Here is a 13,891-nt window from a genome sequence, read left to right as displayed (position 1 = left end):
TTCAAGAGATATACTCCTCTACTGAATGGGCGCGTTTGCGCCGCTGTCGCCGAAACCGTGGAAGGACAGCCATTCCTCCGGCGCCGCACGCGTGGTGGAAAAGGAATTGATGGGCGCTTCCGATTCACCAACGCCCAAAGCGACGCCGCAAAACAACATATGGTTCTCGGGCGCGCCCAGGAAGCTGCTTACGGGGTTGGCATAAGCGGCCCAGAACTCCTGAGGACAGGTGTCGAGCCCCTGTTCTACCGCGAGAAGCATAAGGCTCTGCAGATACATTCCGAGGTCCGCCCATTGCGGACGCCCCATGTTGCGATCGATAAAGACGAACAGGCCCACCGGAGCGCCGAAGAGCTGCAGATTCCGACCAAGTTGCCTGAAGCGTCCGGCGCGATCTTCTCGCGGAAGCCCGATCGATGCATAGAGTTGCTCGCCGTTGGCGAAACGGCGGGTCCGGTAGGGTTCTTCGAGATTTTCCGGATATATCCGGTACGCCGGTTCGGGATCGGGACCTGCGGCCGCAACATGAGCAAGTAGCTCTGCCAGACGTTCGCCAACCACCGCATGCACATGCCAGGGCTGCAGGTTGCCGCCGCTCGGCGCCCGTGCCGCGTCGGCGAGCAACCGGCGGATGACGGGTTCCTGCACCGGATCCGACTTGAAGGAGCGAACCGAACGGCGCGCCATTATCGCTTCAGTGACTGTCATGGTCCTACCCTTCAAGAGCATCGACGAAATCGGGATGGAGCGCCTCTGCCAGCGGCGATCGAACGGTTCCGGCCGGAAGTCTTAGGCCGCACCGGGATTTCTGGCTCGAGGCCAGGAATCCCGGTGCGACGACCGCCCCTCCCGGCGATCAGGCCGAAGCCGGCACAGCTTCTGTCGACGCGGGCCGATAGTTCGACGCGTCGGTCGTGAACTCGGCGTGCCCATATGTGCCCAGCTGTCTTTTCAGCTTGGCGACCAGGCGGCGATCCGCCCAGTTGCGAACCGACGGGATCTTGTCCAACGCCCGGTAAAGCCCGATTTTTCCGAACACCCAGATCCCGGCGAGCGAGGCCCGCACCGAATCGCCAGTCGTAAACCGCACGCCGACGGCGGACGCCCGTTCGCGGCTTCCCGCCATGAAATTCTTCATGAAGAACATTTTCGAGAAGCTCCGCTCGAAGCGTTCGAAGATGCGCGACTTCAACGATCCGTCGGGTCGGAGATCCGCGGCCATCGTGGCGCGTACGAGGGCGCCGCAGGTGTTGTCATCGAAACCGGCCCGAAGCGTTCCGGCACGCGCGGTCATCATATTGACGATGCCCTGGGGGGTATCTTCCAACAGATCTTCCGGCAAACCGAGCAGGAAGCACCGGTAACGCGCGAACTCGACGCGGGCGCGCTCATCCGCGGTGAAGTGGTCGCGTCCCTCATCGATAATCGCATAGGACATCAGGAAGACGCCGAACAATCCCGCCGGCATCTGGTCGAGTTGCGGGATGGGGATACCGAAAATCCGCGAGTCCCAATCCTTGGGCCGCCGCATGACATTGGCACGCACCATCGAGTGCATCAGCCGCACCATCGCCGCCGCCTTGAATCCCGGTCCGAAGCGCTCAAGCGCGCCGGGCAACGCCGTGGTGGTGAAGAAGGTCGCAGTTTCCTTGACGCGCCGCGCCGAGGTTTCGCCGGAAAGGGTGTTGGTGATTGCCATCGGCAACGCGGCATATTTGTTCATGAAAGTCGCGAACAAGGCGCCGCGGATCACGAAGGGCCCGAAATTGGCGAGCGGGTTGCGCTCGATCCGCGCGCCCTTTTCCACGAGGGCCATATCGAGCCAGTCGGGCACACGCTCCATGTCGCGAATGAAGGCCACAAGTTCAGGCGGTGCGTCAGCGACAGCTTCCACGCCTTTGTCGCAGGCCTGAACAAGCATATCGACCAATGGGCGGAACCCATATTGCCGCATGAGCGCGGCATAGCTGTCGGCAACGCTGTCACCGAGCATCGTGTAAGCCTTGATGAGATCCAGACGTTCGCGATCGGCCAGCAAGGCCACGCGGTCATGCGCGTAGCGTGCCGACAGGTACGACCTATCCTCGGCGAGCTCGGTATAGCGCTCCGGTACCGTGTCGAAATCAATCGCCCCATAGATCGAAGGCGCTGCGTGGGCCTGCGCGCGCACGCGCTCCTTGAGTTCTGCAATCGGCGTCTTGATACGCATGAGACCATCCTCTCGGTTGACGATCAACATTCATGTCATTTGATAGATTTGTGTCAATTGACATTTTTTTGTCCGTTTGCCATATGGCGGGCATGGCAAGACACCGCGGAAACGCCGAAGTACGGGCAGACGAAGCTGCGACCGCCCGCATCGGATATGCCAAGGGTGCTGACACGCGCGCACGCGTCCTGGAAACGGCGCTCTGCGCGTTCGGCGCAGAAGGATTTGACTCTGTCACGACGCGGAAGATCGCCGATCGGGCGGGGGTTAGCCTCCCGGCCCTGAGCTATTATTTCGGCACCAAGGAAGCCTTGTACCTCGCCTGCGCCAGAACCATCGTGTCCGAGTACCAGGAAGCTCTCGGGGCGGCCGCGGCTTCGGCGCGATCGTCGTTGCATGGAAAGCAGGACCGCGCGCATTCGGCCACGGCATTGAGCGAACTGATGGCGGAGCTTGCCCGTTTCCTTCTTTCCACCGGCGATGCGGCACGGCGCGCGCCGTTTGTGGCCCGGGAATTGGCCAGCCCAGGCCCCGCCTTCGACATCCTCGCGGCAGAACTTTGGCGTCCCGGTATCGACCTCGCTGCTAACCTCATCACACGTGCATCGGGCGGCACCTTACAAGGAAACGAGGCACGGATTCGCGCAACGATGATGATCGCGAGCCTCACCGGCCTCGCAAGCGGAAGAGATATCGTCCCTAGCCTAGATTCGTCCGATAGGATCGACGCCGCGATCTCCGCGCTTCGCGATCAAGCGCAGGATCTGTGCAAAAGAATGTGAGCGAGTTGCGCCGGAAACTTGCACAATATTTGCGGCACTTGGCCGGTAGCGGTCTGTCTGCTTTTGGCAAGCGGCTACAGATAGCAGCAGTAGCCAGCCGCCCAGCCTTCCATGGGGATGTTTCTTACTGAGATACTAATTTAGTTATGCCGCAGCGCGCCTCGAAAATGGTTTGTAAGGGAAGGTCACGCACGTGCAGGGCAAGAATGATCGCAACCGTTACGTAGCCAATCTGCCTGATGCACCCTGCAACATCGATCGTTATCGTCGATGCTGCTAGTAACTGTGTGAGGACGGGCCGGCGGCGACGTCTCGGTAACATTCGCATAGCTCAATTCCACACCCGACTCATCAAGAATCGAGTGACTTCTATTTTGACTATGTCGTGAATGTTGGACTCTACGTACCGCCGTCAGGGCATCATGTCAAAGCTTCGCAATTCGTAGCTGACACCCGTCGATCCCCTCGCCCATAACGCTGCAAAAAGCGTCGGCTCTTCGATTCTGCACCGACGGCATCTGATGCGCAAAATTGGTCGGTGCACTTCATTCTGGCTTCAGATATTGTTGACCTCGACCGGCGATCGTTGCACCACTGTTCAACACGACAGGGGTAGGATTGCGCCGTTATAATTGCGTAAACACCCATATGTATAAAGAGATCGGCGGATTAATCTCTACTGGGATGGCGTGATTTGAATAGGTTTCCGGTTTTACAGCATCTCAAAGTAACCAATTACCGGCTGTTTCCCGGATCTCCTGAGGTTCCGGGAATTGACTTTGCGTTCCACGACGGAATATCGCTTCTTGCCGGAATAAACGGCCTCGGCAAAACAACACTCATCAACATGATTTTTCGCCTGCTGGTGGGCGCTTTTGAGCTTCCAAAGGATTCAGGGGCCGGAAAGTTTGGCTCAGCGGCGAAAGCTAACGTGGTTCCTTGGGCAGGTCGGACAACCTATTTTCCGCAACGCGTAGCTGACCGTGCGAAGGACGCAACCGCCCAACTCAGCTTTCGTATCGGCAACGTGTCTTTCCACATTGTTCGCTCCCTAGCCAATCTCAGGCTTTTGGAATGTCGCCGGAACGGCGTGGAGCTGGTCCTCAGCCCAAATGAGGACGCTTACCGGGCCGCATTGTGCGAAGCTGCCGACGCGGGCCAGTTCGTCGACTTTCTGACGGCTGTTAAGTATCTGACCTTTTTCAATGAAGAACGCCGCGACATCCTGTGGGACGAACAGGCCCAACGGCAATTTTTCCGAATCCTTTTTACGCGCCCCGAGGAGGCACGGGCGTGGATCGAAGTTGAACAACAGATTGCAAGCGCCGACAGCCGAGCACGCAATATATCCGCTTCGGTTTTTCAGCTCGACCAAGACCTCAGGGCCGGAGAACGCCTTCTAGTAAACAATGCCGGCGTTGACGCCAGATTGGCGGCAGAGCAGGCTCTTCTGGACGCCGATCTCAAACGGAAGGCCGAACTTGAGGAGCAGGCCGAAAAGTTCGACGGCGAGATTCGCATGATGCGCCGCGACCTTGAACGCGCAAAGCTTTTCGAGGACGCGGCACGTCAAAGCGTTGAGGAAATCCGGTTTAGTCGCTTGGGTGCCCTTTTTCCAACGCTGAATGAGACTGCTCGGTACATCCTTACACAACTTCACGCGGATGGGCGGTGCCTCGCCTGCGAACAGCACACACCCGACGCGCAAGCCCGACTCCAAGGCGCTCTTGAGGCCGGGCTGTGCGTCGTTTGCGGAAGCGACCTGGCGGCGTCGCCACGTCAAGCCGATGGCATCATTGCCAGTGCATCCGATCAAGACCTCGCCGACGCAAAGCAGCGATACGAAGCGGCAAGCATCCAGCGAGAGACACTTTTCGACGATGAGCGCACGTTAGATCAATCCTGGCGGATGACATTGAAGGAGCTGGGCGAAATCAACACTGCGCTCAACACTCGCAAGGCAGACGTCGAAGCCTTGCGAAGTCAGCTCCCGCCGGACCCTGAAGATCTCGCGAAACTCCGCTCAAGCATCCAAGAACTGCGTGAACGCGAAGAAATAGAAAAACGCAAACGCCAAGGCGCTGAGGCAGTTTATGGGACGCTGCTCGCCACGGTAAATGAGCGCATCGAAACCGCGACACACCGCGTGAGCGGCTTCTTCCAGACGTTGATCGAGCGCTTTCTTGAAGAGCGGTGCAGCCTTACTTTTCAGATGATTTCCGACCGCCCAAGCCAAAGCGGGCGGTTCTTCCAATATCCCTCGTTGCGTTTTGAAATGACTGCGGCTGCGTTCGAAGGGGAGCAAATCAGACAGTCGCCTGACGATGTTTCGGAATCGCAACGGGAGTTTATCGACCTCGCTTTTCGGATGGCACTTGCCGAGGCAGCTGCTGCCGACGGTGCAATGTCGATGGTCATCGAGACGCCGGAGGCGAGCCTTGATGCGATCTTCATGGGCCGCGCCGCGGAAATGTTCCGTGCCTTTGCCGAGGGTCCTCGTAGCATGATTGTGACATCCAACCTTACAAGTTCGGTGATGATTCCAGCGTTGATGGGCACGCCGACGACCGACGATGTTGAAATCGACCGGCGACGGCGGCGCGTTCTCAATCTGCTGCAGGTTGCCGCACCGAATGCTGCCGTTCGTCATCACTTCCGCCAATACGATGATTTTCTCGAGGCTGGCCTGAGAGGTCATGCTGGATGAACCTCGATCTGGCGCGAACGAAGTCGCGTGTACGTCTCGTCCAGCTCTTAATTGCGGCAGAGAATGCGGCACTTGCGCCTATCTCGATCGACAAGCTGCATGCTTTCGCGTTTCTTGCGGACGTACTTAGCCCCGTATGGGGCCTGAGGCCATTCGAAGATCGCATCGGACGAACCGGCCGTCCTCCCTATTATCCAGATTTGCAGGCTCAGCTCGATTTGCTTGTCGGAATGGGTCTGGTTGAACCTTCGGAACTGGCCTATCGCATCGAAGGAGACGGGGAGCAGCGAATAGCCCGGTTCTTCGCATCCTATGCCTTGCGGATCGGTTCCGAATATCTAACCAACATTGAAGCCGGCTTGGCTAATGATCCGCAGTCGACAAAAGAGCAAATCTTCCTTGACGCACTGGCGGAAGCTTTGGCTTCTCTTCCCGACGACGAGATTGCCAAGGCGGCAAGCATGGACCTCGTCTATCAACGGAGCGGACCGGATACGGAGGACTATGTCGATCTAGATCGACGGGCAGGACCCAGCAGGACTGCGCAGGCGATCGCATCGTTCGACCAAGCCTTTCCGGGGACGAAATTGAGTCCGGCGCGCCGGCTTTACATGTATGCGAATTACCTAGGCCGTCGCGCGCATGGATGAAGATGACTTCGCCGCCGCAATTCTAGCTGAAGATGCGTTCCGAGAGGGAGGTGCCGCGGGCCTCGCCGTCACGAGCGGCGATGAAGACCCTACACTGCGGTTTTTCGACAATCTCCGCAGGACAGCACTGGCTTCATTCGACCTTGGGGCTGGCGACGGACTAGTCCCGTCGGTATTCGTCCTGTCCAACCGAACTGCGCGCACTGACGCGCGAACGCTGGACTCGAGCGCTACGCGGCTCGCCGACATAAATCTGCGTTCGCCCGACGAATGGCAAGGTAAGTTGGTATTCACTGCTGCCCATGGCACCGGCGGTTGGGCCATTCCCTTGCCCGATAACTCGGCCGATGCTGCCATTGATCTGCTTGAAGCGAATGGTTTCGGCGAACTTCCCATTGCAGTTATTTATCCCGAAGCGAGAACGTTGAGCTGCTACCAGGAGGGAGGCACGTCGGAGAAGGCGCCAATCCAGTTGGTGCTGCCGTCGCAAATCAGACCTGTCACGATCAATGACATATTTGAAGTCCTCGAACATGTCCGTCGGAATGGCTTGCTTACTCCGCAGGTTGGTCCTCCCGGTTTCTGGGCAAATCCCGCTACCTATGAACCGGGACCCGAAGCTGAGCGAACAATTCAATGGATTGTCGCCATGCAACTTAGTTCGAGCTTCCGCCCCATTCAGGTCGAGCCAGAGCAACAGGTAGCGTTGGGTCGGATCGACCTCGTGATGACGAATCCTAAACCGACTGCGGAAGTACCGCTTCACCCTGCCGTGATCGAATTGAAGGCACTCAAATCGCGGTCGAATGGTGGCGCGCCCTTTGCCGCGTCGAAGAATATTCGCGCGGTAGTAAAGGGAATGCGACAGGCGAAATCCTATCGAGAGGAAAAAGAGGCCCGTTACTCCGTGCTCGGTTGTTTCGACCTCCGCCAGAACAAGGACGATATTCTCGCGGCCGACTTGTGCATATTGGCTCGCAATCGCTATTTTACCGACGACCGGGTCGAAGCCTTTGTACTGCCGCTGTACGCGAATACCGGCGATGCTCAGGAGGCGGCCGCAGTGGCCTAATCAAGCTGCCCTGAACACGACGAGGGTTTCCGGGAGCTCGCTTTGACCACCCTGCTGCGGCGACGCACGCATCGAGCGGAACGGCTCAGATCTCACTACCTCATAGCCCAATGCCGCGGCCTGCTCGGTCAATATCTTGGCAACGGGAACGTCGATGCGCGCGTAGCGGCTGTCGCCCACAACCATGTAGACTCGCCCGCCGTCACGTAGAGACGAGCGAACGCCGCGAAGCACCTTCGCCATGTCATCGAAGTATGCGCCGATCATGGCAGGAATATTCTTGTTCCAAAGCGTCGATTTTACCTCTTCAAGCCGCTCCAACGCTTCCTTCATCGAGGGAGAGTCCGGCGCGCGATGAGCCATGCTTCGCAGGATCTGGACATGGCTCCGCAGCGTCTTTTCCCTGAGATTGCGGTTGTCCGAAGAGCTCTTTAGATATCCGCCCATCCATAGTTCGATGTTGTAGACATCGGTGTAGTCGAAAGAGTTGGGATATGGCGGTGAGAATATCGCCAAATCTTGTGGCGGCAGATCTGCCACAAGTTCGCGCGCATCGCCGCGAAGAAGGGAATATTCCCGTACACGACGCGCGCCGTAACGACGAATATCACCCATCGCCTCGAGAACCAGACGCTCGAAATATTCGTCGACGAAAGCGGCGTCGATCGGGCGGTCCTTCCAGTTCCGCCGGTATCGCCGTCCTTTGCCCGAAACGACCGCGTTGCTAACGGATACCGAAAGTCCCGCTAGCAGGACGTTGAACAATCGCCGCACTGCGGGATCAGAAACGCGCGCTATGGCATTCCGGTATGAAAAGAAGCGAGCCGCGACGGCTTTCGAGAAGAGATAGCGATCTTTCAACCCGGGCTCTATAAATGTCACCGGTGCAGTCGCCACAAAATCATTCAGATTGGCGTCGGTCCCCCGCGCCGCGCTCCGCACATCGGCATACCCTGTTACGAGGGCTTCGAAGTCATAGTGCGCAATCTTGGCCTCGATCAGATCGGCGAGGAATGGATTGACCTCGATCGTGGTCGGAGTAGCGCCAAGAAATTGGGCGGCAAGAGCTGTTGTCCCTGACCCACCGAACGGGTCAACGACAGCGGTAACTTTGCCACTCTCCCTGAAAGCTTGTTCAACCAGTTCCGGCGCGAATGCCTCTTTGAAACTGCGCCAGCTTTGGAAGGGTATGACTGTTGACCCGCTGTTTGTTCCTAAAGTCGCGACCTGACGATTCCCGACCCAGCTTGAAAAATTTACATAGGAGGCCGTATTGAAGCTCGCTTCGGTTGGTACTGCCGACGGCTGTTGCGCTCTAACCGATGCTACAATATCCATTCCTGTGTCTGCCCCGATCGACCGAATTTTGCCCGGTCTCATGCCACAGCGGCCTCTGAATCGCTAGAAGATAGAATACCAGTGCGAACCGGATTCCAATCTGTTCATCGGCAACACTACTGCGAGGCGAGATTGGCCTGAGCCGCCCATCTTCCAGTCGCACTCCCACCAGAGCTGGAGTGGGCTCAATATCCTACACTGACCCACTGATGCACGGTCCGTCGAGGGCTTGAGAAATCACTGCGCTTACCTCGGAAATACGGGAGCTGAACTCGAAGCTGACTCGGTATAGCCTAGTCCTCGAACGACAGGTTTCGGGCGACCAGAATGGTCGCACTAATGTCCATAAGCAGGCGCAAAGCGGACCGCACAATGTTGAATAGGGAGGGCCGCGTGACGGCATTTTGTGGGCGAACTGACGGTCTTTTTTTATAACAGAATCGAGATTAGCGGCGTTTAAGAGTTCATCATTCCTAGCGGACTCGAATTCAAATTGTGACCAATTGCGTCCGAAGGGCACCCAATTTGAAATCCCTAAAATTACCTTTTTTCATAAGGTTAAAAATTTGGCGGCCCCAATGACGGTCGAACCGGATGAAATTTTTTGTTATTATTTTGAATCAAAAGCTTATCTTTAAGCGAACAATTGAGTGGGAATGATATAGCGGTCCAGCTCTCCGGACGTCCCGAACCGCGGCCCAACCGTTCGATCGAAGCGCATGCCGACACACGGGTCGCGCAGCCCTGGCGAGGTCACGCACGAGACGCATGGCGACGGCGAACTGGTGGTCCGCGAAACCCAATCGATCGTCTTCCGCGAGCCCGCCGGCGCTTCCGAGGAGCTATTGATCGCCGAGCGCGCGATGGGGAGTCCAATCAGCACCGAGCGGTCCGCTCCTCCCGTTTCGGACGATTTTCGCTTTTCAGGATTGCCTGAACGCCCCCTTCGACTCCTGCCGGACGCTTCGGCAAATCGCGGTCCCCGTCAATGCTCGCGCCCGGCCTTCCAGAGCGTCTGGGTCAGCGGTTCGATGAGATAGGTCAGCGCAGACCGCTTGCGCAGCGGGATCATGACCTCGGCGGGCATGCCTGCGCGCAACGCGTTCGGGCCGCGCAGCACGGTTATTTTGGAAAGTTCCGCCGGCGACACGACCACTTCAATTTCGAAATATTGCATCCCCGTCCGCTCGTCTTCGAAGCTGTCGGCCGATATTTTCGTGATCTTGCCCGACAAAATGGGCAGGCTCCGCTCCTGGATGCCCGAAAAGCGGACCTGCGTCGCCATGCCCGGCGACAGGTCGTCGGCATCGTTGGGCGACGCCTTCGCCTTGACGACCAGCGCCTTGTCCTGCGGCACCACCTCCATCAGCATTTCACCGGGGGCGACGACGCCGCCGACGGTGAAGACCTTCAGCCCGACCACCCGACCGCTGGCCGGAGCCCGCACGACCGACTGGGTCAGGCGTTCGCGCGTCGCGAACAATTTGGGCTGCAATTCGTCGAGCCGGACCTGCACTTCGCGCAGCTGCGTCGCCACCTCTTCGAGCATCTGACGATCCATCGACACCATCTGTAATCGCGATTCCCCGATCGCCTCTTCGAGACGCGCGACGTCCGATCCCAGCGCGCCGAAATCGCCGTCGAGCTGCGCCGCATTGCGTTCGACCGACCTGATCCGGTTCAGCGAAACGAAGCCGCGCTCCGAAAGCGTCTTCAGGCCGCTCAACTCTTCGCCGATCAGGCGCTGCTGGGTGCGATTGGATTGAATCTGGTGCCCATAGCCCGCGATCTGGCGGTTATGCTGGGCGATACGCTGGCCGAGGACACCGCGTTCGGTTTCGATCGATCGCCGGCGGGCGTCGAACAGCAATCGCTGGCCGCGCATCGCTTCACGCGCCAGCACCTCGTCGCCGGCAAGATATGTCCTGAACTCGGCCGGCTCGACGAGTTGCCGGGCCCCGTCGCGCTCGGCGATCAGCCGGGCCCGCTGTGCCAGCAACGCGACGATCTCGCCGGTCAATCCCCGTTCGGTCGCGACCGCGTCCGACGCCGATATCTTGAGCAGGACATCGCCCTGCCGGACTTCGCGTCCTTCCTGGACCATCAACGCGGTCACGATACCGCCGTCACGGTGCTGCACCGCCTGGCGATTTCCCGAAACCGCAACGCTGCCCTGTGCAAGCGCGCCGGCATCGAGCGGTGTGAGCGCCGCCCAGCCGAGGAAGCCCGCGAAAAACAGGCCCGCGATCCATGCCCCGATACGGACTTCGCCCTTTGGCGAATCCATTGCCCCGACGGTCAGCGGCGTAGCGTCGATCTCGTCCGAAAAACTCGCGGCGTTCATGGCTTGCCCCCCCTCTTCATCTTGACGACATTCGCGCGGGCTGCCGCCGCGCTCTGCCGCAATGTCTCGAGAACCTCCTCACGCGGTCCCTGATGCTCGATCGCACCGTTTTTCATCACCGCCAGCCGGTCGGCATCGCGCAGCGCCGACTGACGATGCGTCACGATCATGATCGCGGCCTCGCGGGCCTTGGCGGCGGCGACCGCCGCGTTCAGCGCGTCCTCGCCCTGGCTGTCGAGCGCGGCATTGGGTTCGTCGAGGACGAGGATCTTGGGATCACCGTAAAGCGCGCGCGCCAGCGCGACGCGCTGTGCCTGCCCGCCCGACAACCGCAAGCCGTCGTCCCCGATCCGCGCATTATAGCCGCCCGGAAGGTGCAGGATCATGTCGTGGATCCCCGCCGCGGTCGCAGCATCCATCACCTTCTGGTCGACCTCGACGGGCAATTCGCCGCGCGCCGCCGCGAAACGCGATATATTCTCGCCGATCGTTCCGGGCAGGAGCGTCGGATCCTGCGGCAGGTAGCCGATATAGGCGGCAAGCCGCTCGGCGTCCCAATCGCTGTACAGCGCCTCGTCGATCCGGATTTCGCCGCCATCGGGCGGGATCGCGCCGGCGGCGATCCGTGCCAGCGTCGTCTTGCCGGCGCCCGACGGCCCGATCACGCCCAGCACTTCGCCCGGGATCAGCCAGGTCGAAACGCCGCGGAGGATCAGCGCGCTGTTGTCGGGCGTGCGCAACAACAGGTTCGACATCTGGACATAGCCCTCGGGCGACGGCAGGAGCACGCGGTCGCCGACCAGGTCGTCGGTCGACTGGAACAAGGCCTCGATCGACGCTTTCGCCTGACGCGCCTGCCCGATCGCGGGCCAGGCCGACACCATCTGTTCGATTGGCTGCAAGGCCCGCGCGAGCAGGACCGACGCCGCGATGATCGCCCCCACCGAAATCTGCGCATTGATTGCCAGCCAGGCGCCGACGCCCAGCGCGAGCGACTGCATGAACATGCGCGCAAATTTGACCAGCGCGGCGTATCGCGACGCCGCCAGTTGCGAGATGGCGCTCGCTTCGAGGCCCGTGCGCCGGTCACCGATCTGGCGCGCGACGAGCGCCCGGCGCATCCCCAGCGCGCGAACGATCTCGGCCTTGCCGAACATCGCTTCCTGTCCCGCATAGGCGGCAGCCATCGCCCGGTGGCCGTCCGCCGCCGATCGCTTCGTCGCGCGTTCGTTGAGCAGCGCGAGGGCGAGCAGCACGCCCGCACCGGCGAGGATCATCACACCAAGGATCGGGTGGATGGCGAAAGCGACAAGGAAATAGAGCGGCGTCCAGGGAATATCGAACAGCGCGATCGCGGCGGGGCTCGCCATGGTCTGGCGCAACGTATCGAAGTCGCGCATCGCCTGGGCCGCCGCGGGGCCGGCGTCACCCTTCGCCCGGCTGAGCAGCCGGTCGAGGATCGGCGCGGCCAGCTGGCGATTGAGGCGCAACGAAGCCCGGAGCATCAGCCGGTTGCGGACCATGTCGAGCGCGGCGAGGCAGCCGATCGCCGCGGCGACGATCACCGTGATCCAGACCAGCGTCAGGACGCCGCCCGTCGGCACGACCCGGTCATAGACCTGCATCATATAGATGGTCGGCGCGAGATGCAGGATATTGACGAGCGCGCTGAAGGCCGCTGCCAGGGCGAAGTGCGTCCGGCAAGCCCGGACGGCTTCCGCCACCGCCGGAGAGGTGGGCATCCAGAACAGGCGCATATGGTATTTCCCCTATGAATTGACTGAAAAAGTGGCGCCGGGACGGGGGACTCCCGGCGCCGAGCTTGGCTGGGGGGTTCCCGGCGCCATGCTCTTTACGCGAACATATAATCCCATGAATTCTCGAGGACGTGGCGTCCGAGGTCGTGGATATCGGCAGCATCGAAGCGGATCCCGTGCCCGGTACCGGCAGCGGATGCCGGGCCGGCGAAACCGCTCCCGTTGACGACATCCTGCGCACGAAGGTCGCCGAGCACCTGATCGTCGCCGCCGCCCGAGTTGAACACGAGCCGGTGCGCCGAGGTGAGCCCCGAGATATCGACCGTCTCGTCGCCGTCGCCGCCGTTCACGGTGATCGTGTTGAAGTTCAGGCTGGTCGGATTGAAGTCGCCGATCACCTGGATGGTATCGCCGCCATCGCCGCCCGATCCGCCGGGTGCGACGCCGCCGGGCGACGACACGTTGAGCGCATTGACGTTGATCTCCTCGACATTGTCGAGTTCGGCGATCACCTGCCCGTTGCGCGTCACGACGATCTCGGTCCCTGCCGAGAGCGAGAGGCCCGCGATCGCGCCTTCGGCCGCCGCCCGGCTGTAGATGACGAACGCCTCCGCCCCGGCCGAACCGTTGAGCTGATAGGTGTCCATCCCGTCGCCGCCGTCGATGATCGCACGGCCACCCGCCGCACCCGTCTGGACGATGTGATCGTCGCCGCCCAGCCCGAAGATGCGGTCGTTGCCGCCGCCGCCATCGAGCGTGTTCGCACCGGCGTTGCCATAGATCATGTTCGCAAGCGCATTCCCCGTGAGGTTGATCGCCGCTGTCCCGCCATGATTGTCGGTCGAGACCACTTCGACATGCGCGCCGGCGCCAAGCTGGTAGCTCGCGCTGGCGAACACCCGGTCGAGCGTGCCTTCGCTCGCGCCTTCGACGACCTGATCGCCGGCATTGTCGACATAGTGCCAGTCGTCGCCCGCACCGCCGGTGGTCACATCGACCCCCGTACCGCCGAACAGGCGATCGTTGCCGCCG

Annotated in this window: 10 protein-coding genes; 4 read left to right on the top strand and 6 right to left on the bottom strand. The window is 60.5% G+C overall.

Features of this window, described 5'->3' with window-relative positions; all coding sequences use genetic code 11:
- Window positions 1-18 precede the first annotated feature (18 nt).
- On the bottom strand, window positions 19-708 hold the full coding sequence (locus tag VGU00_RS08895; protein WP_327467623.1) for a nitroreductase: 690 nt from the start codon (window positions 706-708) through the stop codon (window positions 19-21).
- A gap of 148 nt (window positions 709-856) precedes the next feature.
- Window positions 857-2,209 carry an oxygenase MpaB family protein gene (locus tag VGU00_RS08890; protein ID WP_327467621.1) on the bottom strand — a complete coding sequence of 451 codons (1,353 nt, stop codon included), beginning with the start codon at window positions 2,207-2,209 and terminating at the stop codon, window positions 857-859.
- Window positions 2,210-2,301: 92 nt separating this feature from the next.
- On the opposite strand from VGU00_RS08890, the gene VGU00_RS08885 reads away from it, so the two are divergent.
- The 4 genes from VGU00_RS08885 to VGU00_RS08870 all read left to right on the top strand — a co-directional run bounded on the left by VGU00_RS08885 (window position 2,302) and on the right by VGU00_RS08870 (window position 7,420).
- A complete protein-coding gene (locus tag VGU00_RS08885) occupies window positions 2,302-2,991 on the top strand; it encodes a TetR/AcrR family transcriptional regulator (RefSeq protein WP_327467620.1) in 690 nt (229 codons plus the stop codon).
- A gap of 694 nt (window positions 2,992-3,685) precedes the next feature.
- The gene (locus VGU00_RS08880) at window positions 3,686-5,698 is read left to right on the top strand and encodes a hypothetical protein (protein ID WP_327467618.1); all 2,013 of its coding nucleotides are present in this window, start codon (window positions 3,686-3,688) and stop codon (window positions 5,696-5,698) included.
- A complete protein-coding gene (locus VGU00_RS08875) occupies window positions 5,695-6,348 on the top strand; it encodes a hypothetical protein (protein WP_327467616.1) in 654 nt (217 codons plus the stop codon). Before VGU00_RS08880 ends, VGU00_RS08875 begins: the two co-directional genes overlap by 4 nt.
- On the top strand, window positions 6,341-7,420 hold the full coding sequence (locus VGU00_RS08870; protein ID WP_327467614.1) for a hypothetical protein: 1,080 nt from the start codon (window positions 6,341-6,343) through the stop codon (window positions 7,418-7,420). Before VGU00_RS08875 ends, VGU00_RS08870 begins: the two co-directional genes overlap by 8 nt.
- On the opposite strand, the gene VGU00_RS08865 is transcribed toward VGU00_RS08870, so the two are convergent.
- From VGU00_RS08865 to VGU00_RS08850, 4 genes are all read right to left on the bottom strand, one after another.
- Window positions 7,421-8,758 carry a hypothetical protein gene (locus tag VGU00_RS08865; protein ID WP_327467612.1) on the bottom strand — a complete coding sequence of 446 codons (1,338 nt, stop codon included), beginning with the start codon at window positions 8,756-8,758 and terminating at the stop codon, window positions 7,421-7,423.
- A 985-nt stretch (window positions 8,759-9,743) separates the two neighbouring features.
- The gene (locus VGU00_RS08860; RefSeq protein ID WP_327467610.1) at window positions 9,744-11,102 is read right to left on the bottom strand and encodes an HlyD family type I secretion periplasmic adaptor subunit; all 1,359 of its coding nucleotides are present in this window, start codon (window positions 11,100-11,102) and stop codon (window positions 9,744-9,746) included.
- On the bottom strand, window positions 11,099-12,859 hold the full coding sequence (locus tag VGU00_RS08855) for a type I secretion system permease/ATPase (protein ID WP_327467608.1): 1,761 nt from the start codon (window positions 12,857-12,859) through the stop codon (window positions 11,099-11,101). Before VGU00_RS08855 ends, VGU00_RS08860 begins: the two co-directional genes overlap by 4 nt.
- A gap of 95 nt (window positions 12,860-12,954) precedes the next feature.
- The coding region (locus tag VGU00_RS08850; protein ID WP_414713520.1) for a calcium-binding protein at window positions 12,955-13,891 on the bottom strand (937 nt) is incomplete at its 5' end.

Source organism: Sphingopyxis sp. (genome assembly GCF_035944815.1).
Lineage (GTDB): Bacteria > Pseudomonadota > Alphaproteobacteria > Sphingomonadales > Sphingomonadaceae > Sphingopyxis.
This window is presented reverse-complemented; position numbering and strand designations above follow the sequence as displayed.